This is a genomic window from Bradyrhizobium sp. WSM2793 (assembly GCF_000379585.1).
Classification (GTDB): domain Bacteria; phylum Pseudomonadota; class Alphaproteobacteria; order Rhizobiales; family Xanthobacteraceae; genus Bradyrhizobium.
In genome coordinates this window covers 57,129-74,459 of the sequence record NZ_KB902784.1, presented here as the reverse complement: position 1 = coordinate 74,459, position 17,331 = coordinate 57,129, and the positions used below count along the sequence as shown (strand labels likewise).

Annotated in this window: 19 protein-coding genes and 2 pseudogenes; 10 read left to right on the top strand and 11 right to left on the bottom strand. The window is 60.6% G+C overall.

The annotated features are described in order from the left end of the window. The first annotated feature begins 37 nt into the window (after positions 1 to 37). Positions 38 to 946, top strand: coding sequence for an NAD(P)-dependent oxidoreductase (locus tag A3AS_RS0119385; RefSeq protein WP_026202148.1), 909 nt, complete (start codon positions 38 to 40; stop codon positions 944 to 946). A 25-nt stretch (positions 947 to 971) separates the two neighbouring features. Here the strand turns inward: A3AS_RS0119385 and A3AS_RS0119380 are convergent, their stop codons facing one another. The 6 genes and pseudogenes from A3AS_RS0119380 to A3AS_RS0119355 all read right to left on the bottom strand — a co-directional run bounded on the left by A3AS_RS0119380 (position 972) and on the right by A3AS_RS0119355 (position 6,698). Next, the gene (locus A3AS_RS0119380) at positions 972 to 1,535 is read right to left on the bottom strand and encodes a flavin reductase family protein (protein ID WP_018319227.1); all 564 of its coding nucleotides are present in this window, start codon (positions 1,533 to 1,535) and stop codon (positions 972 to 974) included. 9 nt (positions 1,536 to 1,544) lie between these two features. Continuing rightward, the gene (locus tag A3AS_RS0119375; protein ID WP_018319226.1) at positions 1,545 to 2,750 is read right to left on the bottom strand and encodes an acyl-CoA dehydrogenase family protein; all 1,206 of its coding nucleotides are present in this window, start codon (positions 2,748 to 2,750) and stop codon (positions 1,545 to 1,547) included. Positions 2,751 to 2,906: 156 nt separating this feature from the next. Further along, positions 2,907 to 4,175 (bottom strand): CaiB/BaiF CoA-transferase family protein, encoded by a 1,269-nt coding sequence (locus A3AS_RS0119370; protein ID WP_026202147.1) that lies wholly within the window; start codon positions 4,173 to 4,175, stop codon positions 2,907 to 2,909. A gap of 240 nt (positions 4,176 to 4,415) precedes the next feature. Continuing rightward, on the bottom strand, positions 4,416 to 4,844 hold the full coding sequence (locus tag A3AS_RS0119365) for a GNAT family N-acetyltransferase (protein WP_018319224.1): 429 nt from the start codon (positions 4,842 to 4,844) through the stop codon (positions 4,416 to 4,418). A gap of 403 nt (positions 4,845 to 5,247) precedes the next feature. Beyond that, positions 5,248 to 5,868, bottom strand: a pseudogene (locus A3AS_RS50050) (PBSX family phage terminase large subunit); the annotation flags it as partial. A 491-nt stretch (positions 5,869 to 6,359) separates the two neighbouring features. After that, the gene (locus tag A3AS_RS0119355) at positions 6,360 to 6,698 is read right to left on the bottom strand and encodes a hypothetical protein (RefSeq protein ID WP_018319222.1); all 339 of its coding nucleotides are present in this window, start codon (positions 6,696 to 6,698) and stop codon (positions 6,360 to 6,362) included. A gap of 562 nt (positions 6,699 to 7,260) precedes the next feature. On the opposite strand from A3AS_RS0119355, the gene A3AS_RS0119345 reads away from it, so the two are divergent. From A3AS_RS0119345 to A3AS_RS0119335, 3 genes are all read left to right on the top strand, one after another. Further along, on the top strand, positions 7,261 to 7,461 hold the full coding sequence (locus A3AS_RS0119345; RefSeq protein WP_026202146.1) for a hypothetical protein: 201 nt from the start codon (positions 7,261 to 7,263) through the stop codon (positions 7,459 to 7,461). A 72-nt stretch (positions 7,462 to 7,533) separates the two neighbouring features. After that, positions 7,534 to 7,878 carry a response regulator gene (locus A3AS_RS0119340; RefSeq protein ID WP_092260847.1) on the top strand — a complete coding sequence of 115 codons (345 nt, stop codon included), beginning with the start codon at positions 7,534 to 7,536 and terminating at the stop codon, positions 7,876 to 7,878. Between the two features lie 241 nt (positions 7,879 to 8,119). Next, positions 8,120 to 9,655: an FAD-dependent monooxygenase gene (locus tag A3AS_RS0119335; protein WP_018319218.1), complete on the top strand. Its 1,536-nt coding sequence runs from the start codon at positions 8,120 to 8,122 to the stop codon at positions 9,653 to 9,655. A 121-nt stretch (positions 9,656 to 9,776) separates the two neighbouring features. Here A3AS_RS0119335 and A3AS_RS0119330 read toward each other — a convergent pair whose 3' ends face one another. After that, positions 9,777 to 10,529, bottom strand: a complete 753-nt coding sequence (locus tag A3AS_RS0119330) for a hypothetical protein (protein ID WP_018319217.1) — start codon at positions 10,527 to 10,529, stop codon at positions 9,777 to 9,779. A 501-nt stretch (positions 10,530 to 11,030) separates the two neighbouring features. Here A3AS_RS0119330 and A3AS_RS47375 point away from each other — a divergent pair. The 6 genes and pseudogenes from A3AS_RS47375 (at position 11,031) to A3AS_RS0119300 (ending at position 13,904) form a co-directional block, all read left to right on the top strand. Further along, positions 11,031 to 11,171 (top strand): hypothetical protein, encoded by a 141-nt coding sequence (locus tag A3AS_RS47375; protein ID WP_018319216.1) that lies wholly within the window; start codon positions 11,031 to 11,033, stop codon positions 11,169 to 11,171. A 156-nt stretch (positions 11,172 to 11,327) separates the two neighbouring features. Next, complete coding sequence (locus A3AS_RS0119315) at positions 11,328 to 11,765, top strand: nuclear transport factor 2 family protein (RefSeq protein ID WP_018319215.1); 438 nt, start codon at positions 11,328 to 11,330, stop codon at positions 11,763 to 11,765. A gap of 135 nt (positions 11,766 to 11,900) precedes the next feature. After that, positions 11,901 to 12,317, top strand: coding sequence for a hypothetical protein (locus A3AS_RS45245; protein ID WP_245283222.1), 417 nt, complete (start codon positions 11,901 to 11,903; stop codon positions 12,315 to 12,317). A 196-nt stretch (positions 12,318 to 12,513) separates the two neighbouring features. Continuing rightward, positions 12,514 to 12,744 carry a hypothetical protein gene (locus tag A3AS_RS50045; RefSeq protein WP_157644307.1) on the top strand — a complete coding sequence of 77 codons (231 nt, stop codon included), beginning with the start codon at positions 12,514 to 12,516 and terminating at the stop codon, positions 12,742 to 12,744. Between the two features lie 294 nt (positions 12,745 to 13,038). Beyond that, positions 13,039 to 13,155, top strand: a pseudogene (locus A3AS_RS47365) (hypothetical protein); the annotation flags it as partial. Between the two features lie 197 nt (positions 13,156 to 13,352). Further along, positions 13,353 to 13,904, top strand: a complete 552-nt coding sequence (locus A3AS_RS0119300; RefSeq protein ID WP_157644306.1) for a hypothetical protein — start codon at positions 13,353 to 13,355, stop codon at positions 13,902 to 13,904. A 97-nt stretch (positions 13,905 to 14,001) separates the two neighbouring features. On the opposite strand, the gene A3AS_RS47360 is transcribed toward A3AS_RS0119300, so the two are convergent. The 4 genes from A3AS_RS47360 to A3AS_RS43585 all read right to left on the bottom strand — a co-directional run bounded on the left by A3AS_RS47360 (position 14,002) and on the right by A3AS_RS43585 (position 16,520). Then, positions 14,002 to 14,181 carry a hypothetical protein gene (locus A3AS_RS47360; RefSeq protein WP_157644305.1) on the bottom strand — a complete coding sequence of 60 codons (180 nt, stop codon included), beginning with the start codon at positions 14,179 to 14,181 and terminating at the stop codon, positions 14,002 to 14,004. Positions 14,182 to 14,268: 87 nt separating this feature from the next. Beyond that, positions 14,269 to 14,502 carry a hypothetical protein gene (locus tag A3AS_RS47355; RefSeq protein ID WP_157644304.1) on the bottom strand — a complete coding sequence of 78 codons (234 nt, stop codon included), beginning with the start codon at positions 14,500 to 14,502 and terminating at the stop codon, positions 14,269 to 14,271. A gap of 422 nt (positions 14,503 to 14,924) precedes the next feature. Next, positions 14,925 to 15,383, bottom strand: coding sequence for a cache domain-containing protein (locus A3AS_RS0119290; protein ID WP_018319210.1), 459 nt, complete (start codon positions 15,381 to 15,383; stop codon positions 14,925 to 14,927). A 303-nt stretch (positions 15,384 to 15,686) separates the two neighbouring features. After that, on the bottom strand, positions 15,687 to 16,520 hold the full coding sequence (locus tag A3AS_RS43585) for an ABC transporter substrate-binding protein (RefSeq protein WP_049814923.1): 834 nt from the start codon (positions 16,518 to 16,520) through the stop codon (positions 15,687 to 15,689). Positions 16,521 to 17,331 lie beyond the last annotated feature (811 nt).

Below are 17,331 nucleotides of genomic sequence, written 5' to 3'. Positions count from 1 at the left end.
TAAAGCCACGTCGCGCTGCGGCAGAAGGAGGCAACCTATGGCTGATGCGAGCAAGGAAAACCCGCAACGCGTCGAGAGGCTCGGCTATCTCGGCCTTGGCCTGATGGGAACGCCGATGACCCGACGCCTGCTCAAGGCCGGCTATCAGGTCACTGTCTGGAACCGTTCGGAGGGCAAGGTGGCTCCGCTCGCCGAGGCTGGAGCCAGGCGCGCAGTCACGCCTCGTGATCTCCTGACGAACTCCGATATCGCCTTCATGTGCGTGACGGATGCCGCGGCTGTCGAGGAGGTGATCTTCGGGCCTGAGGGGCTCGCGGCAGCGCCCGGCGCAGGCAAGCTTGTCGTCGACTTCTCGTCGATACATCCCGACGCCGCCCGCGATCTGGCAAAGCGATTGAAAGCCGCCAATGGCGCCGGCTGGATCGATGCACCGGTTTCCGGCGGAACGAAGGGCGCCGAGGAAGGTACCCTTGCGATCATGGCCGGCGGAGAAGCAGACGAGATCGAGAGGGCTCGCCCCTACGTGCTGGCCATGGCGCGCAGGTTCACCCACATGGGCCCGACCGGCGCCGGCCAGACCACGAAACTCTGCAATCAGGTGATCGTGGGATGCGCGATGGCCGTGCTGGCAGAAGCCACGCGCCTGGCCGTCAACGCCGGTATTGACGCCAATCGCCTGCCCGAAGCGCTCGCCGGCGGCTTCGCGGACTCGATCCCGCTTCAGCTTTTCGTGCCCAGAATGGTCCAGGGCATTCACTCGCCCCCGCTCGGTCATATTGCCACGATGCTCAAGGATCTCGATACGGTCGCCGACGTCGCGCAGGCAACGTCGACGCCGGTGCCGATGGCCACGCTTGCGGGCCAACTTTTCCGGCTCGCGAAGGCCGCACGCGGCGCGGAAGCGGACGCGCTGGAGATTTACAAGCTTTCAGCGGCAGAGCGCTAAGCTGTCGAGCGCGATCTGAAGCACGTCAAGGCGACGTCTTGCGCTCGTCATCTGCGAGGAATCGGCCGAACGTCCCCCGCGCGAAGAGCAGCGGTTCCTTCGCACCGTAGGTATAGGCCTCGACCGCGCCGAGAAAGATCACGTGGTCGCCGCCATAATAGCGATTCACGGAGCGGCATTGAAAGTTGGCGACGCTCTCCGCAAGCACCGGCGCTCCGCCGAGGCCCGGCGTCCAATCCACACCTGTGAACTTGTCGTCCGACGATTTGGCGAATTTTGACGCAAGCGCCTGCTGCGAAGCGCCAAGCACGTTGACGGTGAAATGGCTGGCGTTCTGGAAGATGGTCAGACTAGAGGAATAGACGACCAGGCTCCACAGGACCAGTGGAGGGTTCAGCGAGACGGAGGCGAACGAATTACAAGTCAGTCCGTAGGGCTTGCCGTCAGGCGCTGCGGCCGTGATGATCGCCACGCCCGTTGCATAGGTTCCGAGCGCGTTGCGAAAGTCGCGAGGATCGATCGACGAGCTGTCGCTCGCGAACTCGTTGGCGGGATCGGGAGCGCCGGGCTGCTGCGGCAGATCATTCATCGGCCGGCCTCAGAGCGTGAGATTTTCGGACGGCAGGCCCAGCGCCACCCGTCCATAGTTGGTCCCGGCCGCATCGAAGTTGAATGCGAGATGCGAGTTGATCGCGTGCGCATCGCGGAACTGCCGCTGCAACACGCCGGTCGTGAACAGACCGCGCGCGCCGCTCGCGGCAAACAGCATCGAGACCGCGTCCGTGCACAGGTTCACCGAAAAAGATCCGTCGCGCCGATAACGGGTCTTGGTCGCCATGCCAGGGATGTGACCAAGCCGCGCATCCTCCATGGCATCGAGGCACGCCGACCGCATGATCAGGCGCGCGGCGTCGATCTTCGCCGAGGCCTCCGCGATCTTGATCTGGGTGCTTTGAAAATCGCTCAATTTGGCCCGGTTGTAGGTTGAAATACGATGACGTGCGACCTCCGTATAATCGTCGAGGCACGCTTGCGCATTCCCCAGCGCGACACCGGAGAGGACGTATGGAAACAGCGAGAACACGGGCAGCGTATAAAGCGGATTTGGATTGACCGTGCTTCCCGGCGTCGGGCCGCCTGAGAGGTCGCCGACAGCGACTGTCATATGGTCAGCCACGAAGACATCCCTGACCTCCACGTCGCAGGACCCCGTCCCGCGCAGTCCCGCGACGTTCCAGGTGTCCAGCACGCTGTAATCGCCTTTCGGCAGCAGAAAGATGCGATACTCGATGCCGTCCGCCTCGTCGTCGGAATAGACCACGCTTGCAAGCATGTTCCATTCGCAGGAGGCAACGCCGGAGGAGAATGGCCAGCTGCCGCGCAGCTGATAACCGCCTTCGACTCGCGTGGCGCGTCCGGCGGGAAAAATGAACGAGGATGCGATCAGCGCATCCGGATCACGGCCCCAGACCAGATCCTGCGCCTTTTGCTCGAACATGCCGAGCATCCAGTGGTGGCTCGCCAGATTGGCGAGATTCCACGCTACCGACGCATCCGCCTGTCCGAGCAGCTCAGCGCAGTCGACAAGAGCGACATAGTCGAGCTCGGCACCGCCGATCCGTGCCGGTTGAAGCATCCGGAACAGGCCGGCTTCATGGAGGTCCATCTCGGTTTCCGACGGGAGATGCCGCAGCTCCTCCGTCCGCGCCGCCCGCTCTCGTAGTCTCGGCACGAGGGCCCGGGCCTTCGCGATCATCGCCGCATAGGCGCTTTCGCCGGCTTCCGGCCCGGTGGGCTGACCCATGCTCGGCTTTCGACCAGGCGCCATTCGTGTCCCTCACTCTGGCGTATTTATGCGGCCGGCCCCTTACCAAATCAAGTCAATGCGGCCGGCAGGCATCATGAAGCATCGATTCCGATGCCGCGCGCTGCCTGTTGCCAGCGGACTAACGGCTCCGGTTTAAACCGGAGTCGAAGGCTTGCCCGAGCCAAAGACGCCCCTCCGGGTAAACTCCGCGATCCGACGCTCGTCATAACCGAGCATGCTGCGCAAGACGTCCTCGGTATGCTCACCTAACAGAGGGGCCGCAACGGGATCGATCGCGCCGGTCAGGCTCATGGTAATCGGCGGCTCGATATTGGGCACCCATTCCGCTGTACGGTGCGGAATGCGGCTCAAGCGATGGCGCTCACGAGCCTCTGGCGCATTGAACCCCTCCTCGACCGTCCGGAGATAGCCGACCGGAATATTGGCCAGCTTCATTTTCGCCATCCAGTTCTCGAGCGTATCGCTGGCAAAGACCTCTGCAATGGCTGCTCGCAAAACTTCCTTGTTCTCGGAGCGGGCCTTGCGCGTGGCAAACTGCGGATCGGTGATGAGATCGGGCCGGTTCAGCACCTCGACCACGAGCCGGCGATACAGCCGATCGTTGGCGCAGGCCATGTAGAGCGGCCCATCGGAGGCCTCATAGACGCCGACGGTGGGAGACCCGCTCGGCGAATTGCCGAACCGGCCGGGGTTTTCGCCATTGATGAGATACGCCATGCCGTAAAAGCCGGTCATCCCTATCGCAACGTCGAACAAGGCGACTTCGACATGCTGCCCGCGACCGAGCCGGTCCCGCGCCAACAGCGCCATCAGGATGGCGTTACAGGCAGACATCCCCGTTGCCATGTCCACGATGGGCGGCCCGGTACGAACCGCTGGGCCGTCGGCAAATCCGTTGAGCGACATGAAGCCGCTTTCCGCCTGCGTGATGGGATCGAAGCCGGGGCGCGAGGCGAACGGTCCGGAACGTCCGTAGGCGGAGATCGAGCAATAGACCAGCCGTGGATTGAGCGGGGCGACCGCCTCATAGTCAAGCCCGAACTTCTTCATGACCCCGCTCGAGAAATTCTCAACGACCACATCCGCCTTGCGGATCAGATCCAGCGCGATCTCACGGGCGTCCGGCACGGCAAGGTCGAGCGCAATGCCGCGCTTGTTGCGGTTCAGGCTGAGATAGGCGGCGCTTTCGCCGCCAATTTCGGCGTGCTCGTAGGCGCGCGTGTCGTCGCCGCCGTCGGGATTTTCGATCTTGATGACCTGCGCACCAAAATCGGCAAGCGTCTGCGTGCAGGCTGGGCCGGCGACGACACGCGTGAAATCGATGACCAGCAGACCGTCGAGCGCACTCGGCCCTTCCGTCGCTCGCGACGAACGTTCCGGCAATTGAGGCTTGGTCGGCATCGATAGCGCTCCCTTACATCGGCTTGTGGTCGCCGAATTTCCTGCAGGAGCAAGCTTAAAGCCCGGCGCCGCCAACTTCGCAAGGGCCTCGCTCGCTTCACCTGAAACGCAAAAACGGCCCGGCAGCGTCAAGCTGCCGGGCCGTTAGATATTTGAGCGTATGGAGGCTGCGCGAATCTTGCGCAGCAATTCTAGTCTGAGAAGGTCACGTTCCGCATCACGGGAAACCACTCCAATTGCTCAGCGCAGCCACTTTCGCCAATAAAGCGTATGCGACCAGGCCCAGGGCGATTCGGGCTCGTACAGCCGATAACCCGCATGGATGAAATTGTTGGCAGATACCGGATTGTCCGTCGTATCGGAGACGATGCTGTCCCATCCCAGACGCCGCCCTCGCGCCTCGATCGCTCGCATCAGCCTGAGTTGAAGTCCCCGTCCCCAATGCTGCTGCAAGACCCCGACCCGACAAAAATATCCGCTGTTTCGCGCATGTGTCGACGGCACAACGCCGGCGAAGGCCACCGCGTCATCATCATGGTAGGTGAGCCACCACGTACCCGATTCGAACTGCGGCAGGGCCGCCCCACCGAAGAATGTCAGCCGGTGCAGATCGCCGAGAATCTCGGCAGTCTCATCATCGTCCGCATCGACGATACGAATTCTGTACATGGGATACCTATTGGCGGGGTAATCGGGAGTGCGCGACCTGCGACTCCGTAGCGGTCGAGGCTCACTTGCCCAGCACGACCTTGACACCGAGCCAGACCGCACCCATCAGACCGGTCGCAATGACCGTGATCACCGCCTTGAAGGTGTAGCTCTGCGCTTGTTCCACGCTCTTCCGCCAGCGCCGCAGGTGCTGGAAGTCAGCTCTGAGCTCGCCACCCACCCACTGCACGATCCACATCGTGAAGGCATCCGCCGCAGCGCCGGCGCCGCCGATGTCGATGAAGGCGCGGAGCGGCAGGAGAGGATCGGCGGAGACTTTTCCGATCCGCCCCCCGGCTCGCGCCTCCGACAGCAGCGAGGCGAAATAGGCGCCCTCGAAGGCGCGGGCATACTCGCCCTCCCAGATGTGATCGTAGCGCTCCGGATAGAGTTTTTGATCCAGCAACCGTTCCTCCCCGAGCACATCCGGAAACCAGGGATTGTCGCGCCAGTTGGCTTTCACCACCACCGCCCCGTCGGGCTTGCGCCCGCGCAGAAAGTCGTCGATCGCATCGCTCTTGCGGCGCGGATTCCAGCTCGCCCAGAGCTCGGAGTCCTTGGCGCGGATCGTCGGCCGCAGCAGCGCGAGGCTGCGCGCGCTCAAGCTCTGCGCCTCGTCGATCCAGGCGATGCGAAATCCCTCCAGGGATTTGATCGAGTCCGCCGTGTGGTCCTGAAGTCCGCGGAAGATGATGAGCCCGTCGCCGGGCGTCTCGATCTTGTCACTGAACAGCCTGAAGCCGTGGCCAAGGCGCAGGCTCGAGATCTTGCCCTCGATCAGACGCTTGGAAGATTGCGCCAGCGAACGCTGCGCCTCGCGAATGCAGACCGCGAGCGTGCCGCGCTCGGCCTGGCAGGTCTCGACCAGGAGCTCGCCGAAAAAATGCGATTTGCCCGAGCCGCGTCCGCCGTAAACGCCCTTGTAGCGCGCAGGCTTCAGCAGCGGCTCGAAGATTTTTGCCGTCGGAATTTTCAGAATGGACAATGGCTACGCTCGCTCGCCCTAGGGCAGGCCAGTGCGCCTGCGCCACATCGCGGACCCGTCTTCGCTGGTTGTCCTTGCCGGGTTTGGGTCAGGTCAGGAGAGGCCGCATTTTCAGAGAATGGCGGCCAAAGCCCGAAGAGCCCTCCGAACTGTTTCTGCGCGGCCAGTGGGAGCGTGGAAGAAGGGCCGACGTTCGGAACCTCCGGCGGCCTTGAGTCGAACGCGGATCGGTTCGGGCTTCCTGCAGGCAATCTCATCAGGATCCGCACGTCTTCAGGAGACGTTGCAGGCACCGCGCGGGGGCATTCCGCAGATATTGCCGATACTCCGGGATGTAAGCACACATGTCTGGCGTTGGTTTGGAGAATCTGATGAAGGAGGCCGTTCTTGTCTCTGATCGCGATCGTTCCGGATGGCGTTCTCTCGCCCGCATTCTCCACCCCAGCACCAACCGCGATCGAGACGAACACAAGATCAAGATATCCGGCAGCTCAGGCCTTCGGACCAGCATCGCCCTCGATGGCGTCTTCCGGGCGCACGATGACGCGCTCGACCCGGTGGACCAATTCCGGCACGCCGTCTTCGCCGTTCTCGATCGGCTGTGCCGCCTTGCCCCAGCCGCGATCCAGGATGGCGTTGGCCGCCGAAAGGCGCACGGCCGGTGTCGCGTCATCGCTGCGCATGATGCCGACGAGAACCCTCAGGGCCGTCCTGGTGTGGCTGCGCGCCAGCGAGCGGATCTCGGTCAGGCTCCGCGCCCTCGACGTCTTCCTGGCCGCGGGCTTGGGGGACGGCTCGCTTGCAAGCTCGCATTCGACATCGTCGCTCACGACAGCGTCTCCCACAGCACGATTGCGACCAGGCCCGCGAGCGCGAGCGATATCAGATAGGCAGTCATCATCCCTCCATAAGAAAGAAAATGCGCGGCAGATCGCGCCAGGCGAGGCGCGATCGTTTCGGGCGCGAACCCTATCTCGGTGTCTTCCGGAGACCGCAGCGGCGCGGGCAACTGGCCCCAGCGCCGCGGGCCGGCACGTTCGCGCGTGCACGGCCGGCAATGGTTCGGACGGCGGCGCGCCGATCGGCGCTCCAGGTTTGACGAGTGCGTGGCCGTAATGCGCCGCCGCCGTCCGATCTCGGAAACCGAGACGAAAAAACCCGCAGCGGATGTGCTCCGCGCGGGTGAACCAAACTCGTCTCGATGATGTCACTATGCCGGTGTTTTGCCCGACGTGTCAAAGCCCCGTTGAAATGAAACAGCCCGCTGCAGACATTCTCCGCGCGGGCTGAACCAAACTTCTTTCGATGATGCCAATATGCCAGTGTTTTGCCCGACGCGTCAAACGAACTTACCGGCCCGGCGAAAGTTAGCCGATCAGGAGGATCGGTGAGATGACATCTGAGAAGACGTCACCAGAGACATCGCGACAATTGCCCGGAGCCAAGCCGCGCATCGACAAGGAGCGCGAGACGCAGGAGGCGATCATCGAAGACGCCGGCGAGACAAAGGAGAGCGACCGCGATCTCGTTCACGGCGAAGGCGGCACCATCGACATTCCCGCCAAGCCCGGTGATTTGTCGAAGGACGATTAGGCGGACCGGCGCCCGGGCGGGAACTTATCCGACGAGAGGCGCGTTGAATGCTTCGTCAGAAGGAACGTTCCTGTGAGCCGCACTGTGCTGGTTGTTGACGACGATCCCGCCGTCCTCGACGTGATCGTTGGCATGCTGGAAGATCTCGGCTGCGAGGTGATCAGCGCCCAAAGCGGCCTGGATGCACTCGAACGGCTCGAGCAGAACCAGGACATCTCCATCCTCATCACTGACATCAACATGCCGGGCATGGATGGTCATGAACTGGCCGAGCTGGCCAAGCGCGTCCGCCCGGAGCTGAAGATGCTGCAATTGTCGGGTCGCGAGCCCCGGCGCGGCGGCCTTCCGATGATCAGGAAGCCGTTTTCGTTCGAGGAGCTCGCCGACATCATGCAGCGGACCACCGGCATCAGCTGACCGTCCAATGCCGCAAAAGAAAACCCGCCGCAGATTGCTCCGCGCGGGCTGAACCAAACTCTTTCGATGATGCCTTTATGCCGGTGTTTTGCCCGACGTGTCAACGCGGCGAACGCGGAGGAGGAAGCCCCTCCTCCCAACTCGATATGTGGTGCGCAACGGGCTTGCTTCAAGTCCCCGCCTCTGCCGTAGAACCCCCGACCCGGGAAACATCCAGAGCAACCAGCCGAGGGGTCACGACATGCCTGTACTGCTTCCGACGTCCCGTTCACGCCGCCGGCCACAGGGAGCCGACGCGCGGAACCAGATGCCGCCCGACCACGCCGTGGTGATCGCAGGCGGCGGCCCGACCGGGCTGATGCTGGCCGCGGAGCTCGCGCTCGCAAAGGTCGATGTCGCCATCCTCGAGCGGCGCGCGAGCCAGGATCTCGTCGGCACGCGCGCCGGCGGGCTGCATGCCCGCAGCATCGAGATTCTCGATCAGCGCGGCGTTGCGGATCGCTTCCTGCGCGAGGGACAGATCGTCCAGCTCGCGGGCTTTGCCTGGACGCGGCTCGACATCAGCGATCTCCCCACAAGGCACGCTTACGGGCTAGCGCTGCGGCAGAACCACATCGAGCGCATCCTGGCGGACTGGGTCGAAGAGCTCGGAGTGCCGATCTATCGCAATGTCGAGCTCTCGGGCTTCGCACAGGACGAGATCGGCATCGACGTGACGCTCGCCGGCGGCGAGACGTTGCGGGCAGACTATCTCGTCGGCTGCGACGGCGGTCGCAGCCTGGTGCGCAAGGCCGCCGGCATCGATTTTGCCGGCACCTCACCGACGCTCAGCAACCTCATGGCCGAGGTCGAGATGCGCGAGGCGCCGGAATTCGGCCTGCGTCATGATGCGCTCGGCTTTCACGGCCTCAGCAAGACCGAGAGCGGCCGCGTGCTGGTCGTCGTGACGGAAGCAACGCTCGCGCGCAGCGGCGAGCCCTCCTTGCGCGATCTCAGCGATGCGCTCGTCGCGGTCTACGGCACCGACTTCGGACTGCAAAATCCCGCCTGGATCTCCCGTTTCACCGATGCGGCACGGCAGGCCGTGACTTATCGCAAGGGACGCGTGCTGCTCGCCGGCGATGCCGCGCATATCCATCACTCCGTCGGCGGGCAAGGCCTCAACCTGGGTGTGCAGGACGCCGTCAATCTCGGCTGGAAGCTGGCGCAGGTGGTGAAGGGCGTCTCGCCGGACAGCCTGCTCGACAGCTACCATGCCGAGCGCCATCCCGTCGGCGCGCGCGTGCTGCGCAACACCATGGCGCAGATCGCCCTGCTCCGCCGCGGCGACGACGGCCTCAAGGCCGCGCGCGACACTGTCTCCGAATTGCTCGCCATGGACGAGCCGCGCAAACGTTTTGGCGCCATGATGAGCGGGCTCGACATCCGCTATGATCTCGGCGAAGGCCACGCGCTGCTGGGGCGGCGCATGCCGGATCTCGATCTGACGGTCGAAGGGCAGAAGCTAAAGCTGTTCACGCTGCTGCACGGGGCGCGCGGCGTGCTGCTCAATTTCGGCAAGCGAGGCGGCATCGACATCGGCCCCTGGAAGAACCGGATCGATGTCGTCGATGCCCGCACCGATTGCGTATGGGAGCTTCCGGTCATCGGCCAGGTCACCGCACCGGACGCAGTGCTGGTGCGGCCCGACGGGCACGTCGCGTGGGTGGGAGACGAGAGCCAGCGCGGGCTTGAGGAGACATTGCTGCGGTGGTTCGGACCGGCTGCGGCGGCGTAGCGCCCGTACTCCTGAATTGGGCGCTAGTTCGGCGGCCCCTGATGTCCGCTCGTCTCTCCAGACGAGCACAAACAGCGGACATCATCGAAGGTCGCCGATGGGCCAGTTGCGATCACCCTCCTTACTCGCGCGGAACTGCAGCAGCTTGATCGACGAGATTGGTATTGGCCGCAAGTTTATGCGAGCACGCAAAAACGATCCGAGACGTGGCAGGTATCTCGGCTTCGGCTCTACCGTCTTGGCCGATGAGGATCAATCCGGCGCCGCCATTTGCTACATTCAGAATAATCGGGTCCCCGCTCCAGGTCATGATCGGCTCCATTCCGATGATGAGGAACTCGCCCACGGCCTGGTCGAAATATTGGATGCGCAATTGTGGTCCGACCTCTGCCGGTGCGAGTTCAAAGCCGAGTTTTCGAGCCCGTGAGTAGAGGTCAGCTAACGTCACACTATCGCTCGTGAACCCAAGTTGCGTCGGGGAGACGAGTGCAAGCTCCATGTCTGTCTTCTGAGAAGCAGTAATAAAGGACGGTCGGGCAAGGATTTCGCCCGCTTGACTGCCCACACTGCATCGCATGCTGTCCATTGCGTCGCGCAGCTTAAGTGAGTCGGCGAACGTGCCTATTGCAATTGTCTTCCATATCGCAATGTCGCGCTCGGATTTAATAAGCCGTTGAGGCGCTTCGGACGCGCGTGTCTTGAATTTCAGCTGTCTCTCCAAAACATCGCGAGCTGCGCACTGGGCCTGCGCCGTACTGCTTGCGAGCTGAAGGATGCAAACTGAAAGGATTAAAACAACTAAGGAGTGGCACGCCGTGCTTCTGTTGTGACGATTGACTGAAGTGCATTGGGTTATGCTTTTTGGAATAGACATGGCGGAATCACTTTTTCGATCAAGCTGACAGAAAAAGCCCGCCTCCGAGTCAAGGGGAAGAACGGAGGGAAATGACGTTCATGAACATTCCCCGGCCGCTTTTGAAATGCGTCCGGAGGCGGGGCCTATGGCTTCAAGAATTCCAATTTCCAAATTGCAGGCTGCAGCCCGTAAGCCTGATCAAGCCTGTCCATCAGAACTAAGGCACGATGTGAATGAAGCATAGCAATGTGGTTGCATCCGCTCAATATGCCAAAAGTCTGCTACGGATCGTTAGCGCGGCTTGGAAGGTCGGCCGGTTGCTTCCGGTCTAACCCAATGAGTCGACAACTGGGGACGCCGCCCACGCCGCCCGAACCTCGCCTTCGGTCCAGAAGGCGAATTACTCCGGTGATAAGCGCGGGGATTTCCGGCCCAGGCAGTATATGCGCCGTCGCTCTCTCCCATTTGTCAACGTGGCTGACGGTAATCGCCCGGAATTGCTGTTGCGCGAACTATTGGGTGGAGTCTTCCGGCACCAGCCATGATGAACGTGTCTTCGTAAAACTGGTCGTGGTGGTGAAGTTCGGCGCATGTGTGACCGGCTGCATTAGCGGTGTCATGGCGCGCGATATGGACTTCGAGGTGAACGGCGCCGTTTAAGTTACCATCGCCTGCACCTCTTCCCTATGAACCAATGGCCGGCCGCAGCGCGACCGGCGACGGTGTCGTCATGCTGGCGGGCGCGCAGCCGCGGCAGACGATTGGACTGATGATCTGATCAATCGGAAAAGGAATTATCCAACAGAGGAGTATCCTATGAAGTTGGCTCAAATATCAGCGCTAGTCATTTGTCTGCTCGGCGTGCCGGGAATTTCTTTGGCCGCGGACGCCAAGGGGGACGTGCAGCAGGCTTACGCCGCTTGGGATGCCGCATTCAACAAGCACGATGCGAAAGCCATCGGCGCTTCCTATGTCGCGACGGCAAAATTGATGCCGCCCACACATCAGGTGGCGTCAGGTCCGGCTGAGATCGAGAGTTTCTTTGCCGGACTCTTCGCGAACGGTGTGACGGGTCACAAGTTGGAGATGATCGACGTCGGCGGAGATGACAAGGTTGTATTCGGCACAGCAAAGTGGAGTGCCACGGGTAAGGACAAGGAGGGCAAGCCATCTCCGTTGGGTGGTTTGGCGATGCACGTATTCGAACGCCAGGCCGACGGCTCGCTCAAATTGAGGCTGCAAACATTCAACTAAAGCGGTCGAAGCTTCATCGGTCCGGTGAGGCGGCAGCCTCACCGGACACCAAGGGCTACTTGTCCCGGTGCGGCGCCTTGAACCTTCGCGCGGTTCCGATGACCCACGCACGTGGGCAGGGAAACGGAGGTTTCCATGACCAGTTCCAATGGACGCCAAGTGCATCTTAATCGGTTGATGGTAGCACGCACGGTGGGATTGTGTGCGGTCACAGCTTTCAGCATCAACACAGCCCATTCACACGACCTGATGCGACCAGAACTGAACGCTTGGTTCAAAAGTCTCAAGAACAAGGCAGGTGAGCCGTGCTGTGATGGAGGGGACGGCCAATATGCGGAGGCCGAGTGGGATACAGCAAAGAATGGCTATAGAGTCCTTCTGAAAAATCCGCAGCGGCCAAGCGAACGCGGGCAATGGTTTGACGTGCCAAACTCTGTCGTGCTCAACCGGCAGAACCTCAGCGGCAGGGCGATGGTTTGGTGGTGGCCAACCTACGCCGATGGAAGAATGACTCCTTTGTGGCGCTGCTTCATTCCCGGACCGGAGGGATGATCCTCCTCCCTTGGCAAACATAGCATTTTTAAGTCCGCTACGAGTCAGAAGCAGTAATGCTATGGCCGACTAGAAGATTTCGGGAGCATCGAATCACCGCGTGCTCTGTCGATGTCGGTGAGCATCAAACTGGACGGTTTTCCCGAAACCCTTACTTGGGTGGGTGCAAGCCCGGCGAGGTCAACCAGTCGCTTAGATGCGCGCCGGTCTCAGCAATCCTGGCTCGCTTAAGCAAGCCCTCACGTTCCTTGCCAGCGGGCAAGTGGCTGGCCCGCTCTTTGAGCTTAATGGCCTGTTCGGCCATTCGTTCTTCAAGGGAGCGGGTTTGCTTCACTCTTTTGCGGCGATCTCCCATGGCGCAGCCCCTCGAAAAGTTACCGACAACTCCAAAACTGGAAAAGGTAAGACCGGTTCCCATACCGGGTGAGCCTAGTCCATCGGATATACAAATTGAGAATGGCGGTAAGTCCGATATGGGTCATTAGCGCCGCTTGGAAGGTCGGCCGGTTGCTTCCGGTCTAACCCAACGAGCCGACAACGGAGGACGCCGCCCGAACCTCGCCTTCGTTGCTTACCAGGCGCGGGACCGAACGGGCGAAAGAACTCGCGCCAACCGGGTTGTACGCTCGCCCCTTTGTCCAACGCGCTGACATTCGTTCTGTTAGCGCTTGTGATGTACATTGCCTACACCCACCATCTATCGCCGGTCTCGCCCTTCACCGCGCCGCTCGCAGTGCTGGTGCGGCCCGACGGGCACGTCGCCTGGGTGGGAGACGAGAACCAATCCGGGCTCGACAAGGCATTGATGCGGTGGTTCGGACCGGCTGCGGCGGCGTAGCGCCCGCTCCTGAATTGGGCGCCTAGGCGGCCCCAGATGTCCGATCGTCTCTCAGAGAGCACAAACAGCGGACATCATTGAAGGTCGCCGATGGGCCAGATGCCGACGTCAGCTGTATGTCAGCCGGATTTGTTAGAGGTGTTATCTTCGGGTCGACTTCTGATATGGCGTACTCCCAAGCCCGTGAAAGTTGCTTCGTGAAAGACGTGACTTTAGGTCTCATGATTGATCTGGCGAAAGGCCCTGTTTCGATTAGATCGCAGGGCTTCTTTGCATTTGCCTTTAGATTTGTTGTCCTTCTCGGTCTCACCTGCGTCCTTGGCCTCGCCGCTGTTGCAAACTCACATAGTGGTGGTCTGCGCGCTATTTGCATCCTCGGCGCTTCTGCAGGGGTGTTCTTGCTCCTGTCAAGCTCCCTCGCAATTCGCTTCTACGCAAAAGGGCTTCCAGAACTAACGTTGACCTCCGAGGGCTTTATCTATCATCCGGTCTCACCAACGCTGGTGCGGTGGGCAGACGTGATATCTTGCTCTGTGACAGCTATGGGACCAACGTCGTCCGCGAAGACTTTAGTGATCGTCCTGAAGCCTGGCATCATTGAACATCTCGAAATGCCTCGTCTCATGCGTTTGATGTACCTTCGCCAAAGCAGGTTTATGATCGGCGACGTTGACACGCCGATACATGAGATAGCTGAGGTATTCGAACGGCAGCGTAAGCTTGTGCAGGCTGCAAACACCAAAGTATGAAACGAGGATCCGCTTTGGGTCACTTGCGGACTTTCGCCAAGCATCGGCGGATCAGCTAGGAGCCAAAACCGGAACTTGCCCTATTCAATCACATGGTCTACGCGGCCGACCAGCGTTGGCGTGATCGCAAAGGTCGAAGAATGGGACAGCAGCGGGTTAGATAACGGCAGACCACTTCGCGAACGAAGCGCAGGCGACGGTTGGCATAGGCGCGACCGCCAAAGAGCCGGAAATCCACAAAACGGACCTGCGCCACGACGCCTTCGGTGATCGACATCCAATAACCGCATAAATAGACCGGATTGAGCCTGCCCTCGCAGCGCGCTGAAAAAAACTCGTCGCTGAATTCACCGACATAGTAGGATCAGCTGGAAACGCCCCGGTAATGCGCCAATCCTTCAAAGCTGTCGTCTTGGCGATGCGGCGCGGGCCCCATTACGTTACGCATATCATCCGCAAAGGCTGCAGTCGGAACGCTGCTGGGACGGACCTCAACCATGGTCTCTTCGGCGCGCATGCGATGAGCAGCCGTGTCGGCGTCGATACCTTCACGCCGCGCCCGCTCCGCCGCTGAACGCTGCACAACGGTTCCAAGCATGTTACTCCATGAAATAAACGCTCGTGATCGCCACGGCGATCAGTAATGCACCACCAGCCATCGCAATGGCAAAACAGACGCGAGCTGGGATCGAATACGTGTCGAACTGGGGTTCTCTGATCATGCTACGGCTACCCCTTATCTTGGAGTACGACCGGAGTGGAACTAGTAAATTCTCTTTAGGGGTCGGCGTCGAGATAATTCGGTTCCGTGCTGCAACAAGCGACTGTTGATCCGAACTAGGGCTCGCCAGGTCCGGCTTGGGTCAGAAGCTGCCATCACGCAACATGCCGAGATTGGTCAGCTAAGGGCCACAATCGGAATTCTATCTCGTAGCAGCGCCAGCTGAAATTTCAGGATGAGTGTGCTCGTCTATGCGCCTAGTCGACCTTCTCAGGCCCAGCGGCCCGCAAGGACCCTGACTATTCGTCCTTGGTGCTGTAGTAACCGACACCACAAGTGAGCTTCCCTACCTTGGTGAAGTAGTCTTCTTTGTACACTTCTTTGCTGGCACTGGGCTTGGGCAGATAGTAGCCGATAACCTTAATCCGCTCCCAGCGCGCTTCGTTCAGCAGCTGGAGGCCAAACTCCTTGCCGGTCTTGTCCTTCAGCGCCGCAAGATCGCGGCCGATCAAGTCCGGCAGGCCGTGGGCGAGGATTTTGCCGTTCGCGTCCGCACAGTAGACGTAGAGGTCGCCGCGCCTGAACGCGGAATGGCCCCTATTGAACATCTCGAGCGCTGTCCCCTCATCCCCTTTCAAGGCCAAGACCGCAAGCTCAAGCATGTCTCGTGCTTCCAACGGTTCAGCCGCGATACCAGGTCCAATGCCCGCAATTAGTGACATCGCTGCTAACGCGAAACGAGGGGCCGACGCTTTCATCGAAATCCCTCCCAAGACAGGATGTGTAAACCGTCGGCAGGAACGACGGTTCACGCTGGCTGCTCTCCTACTTCGGCTTTCTATGCACAGCTTTCGAGTTGGTCTGCGCTCGTGGAAACGAGCGTTGACGACGCGCTGCGCTACCGGCGTCAATGCACCTATCGGCTAAATTACATCTTTTTCGCAAGTGCTGGAAGATCCAAAATGTCCGCTGCGGGTCACTTGCGGACTTTCGCCAAGCATCGGCGGACGTCAGCTAGGGGCCACAACCGGACGTAAGCAGCCGCGGCAACTCTTGGGACGTTATTCGATCACCTCGTCGGCGCGGGCGAGCAGCATGTCGGGCACCGCAAGACCGAGCGCCTTTGCCGTCCTTAAATTGATGACGAGGTCGAGCCGGGTGGGAAACTCAAAGGGTAAATCGGCTACGGGGGTGCCTTTGAGTATCTTATACACGTAGGTCGCAGCGCGATAATTGCATGCCCGAAGATCAATTCCATAGCTAATGAGCCCGCCCGCATCCACGAGTTCGCGGTATCCATAAACGGTCGGGAGCCGAGTTGCCGCTGCGGCAGCGGCGATCTGAGCCCGATCCAAGAGTAAGAAGTTCGCCTGGAGAACGATGACGACATCAACGCGCTCCTCCTCAAACCTTCTGAACGTGGGTTCAACATCCTCGGTTCTCTGAACATCCGCACCTACGATCTTGGTTTTAAATTTCGCGGCGGTGGCGTTGATTTCGTCCCACTGCGGTGCTGTTTTGATGTCGCTCGTGTCATTTACGATCCCAACTTTTTGCGTGCCTGGAACGATTTCCCGCGCGATCTCAAACTGCTTTGCAGGCAACCCACGAACGTAGGGCATGATGCCGGTCAGGTTGCCAGTTGGACGGCGAAGATCGTTTTCCGACAATCCAAGCGCGGTCAAGTTTCCCAACGCTGCAACAACGATCGGGATGGTTGATGTTGCTTGCTTGGCGGCAAGCGCATTGGCGCTGGCGGCGGCAAAAATGACATCGGGGTTGAGCTGAACCACCTCCCTCGCTACCTCCGGCAACTTCTCGGTAGAGGCGGCAAGTCGGAACTTTATGTCGAAATCGCGACCCTCGATGTATCCGAGTTCTTGCAGCCCCTTCAAGAAGGCTGGCCAAGCTCCGTAACCTTTGCGCTGAGCTGGCGTACCCGATCCGAACGTGCCGATGACGGGCCGCTTCCTCGGAGTCTGGGCTCGTGCGACAGACGGCCACGCAATTGCTGCGGCGCTAAATAATGTCACGAACTCGCGTCGTCTCATGTGTCCACTCCGGGCTCAGGAGAGGAGAATTGCCGTGACAGATCATAGCACGCTGAGAAGAGCGGGGCTATTTTCATTACGTATGTTGGGTAGCCGTCGAGGTCTGCTTCGGGTCAGAAGCTGCCATCACGCAACATGCCGAGATTGGTCAGCTAAGGGCCAATTGCAGACATCAGCCGTCCGTCAGTCCGGCTTTTTAGAGGTGGCATCACAGCGTTCGGGCTGGCTCGGCCGGACGACGTCTTTGAGCGCGCATCGGAAGGTTTCGAGGGTCGAAATAACCCGACGTCGGGCCCCTGATCAATGATCCAGACGTCTTCCATCCCCTCGGCCGCCATCTGTTCGCCCAGTGCAAGGGCGTCTTGCGGTGTAGCGGCCTGATAGACCTGCGGTCCGGATCTGACGATGTATCTATTCTTCGGCATGAGAGGGGCGATTTCGTAAGGGCCATAAGGATTATCTAGACGGGGTAGCGCCACCTCAGAATGCGACGGACAACAATCAGAGCCAAAACATTTGCCGGCAGGCTAATCCAAAGGAACGTCGGGACCGACAATGCGATGCACGCGTGGATCAGATAAATAAACTGGCCGATCAGACTGGCAAGCAGTCCAACTCGAATCCAGCCCAATAGCGTTCGCGGCATCCAATCGTC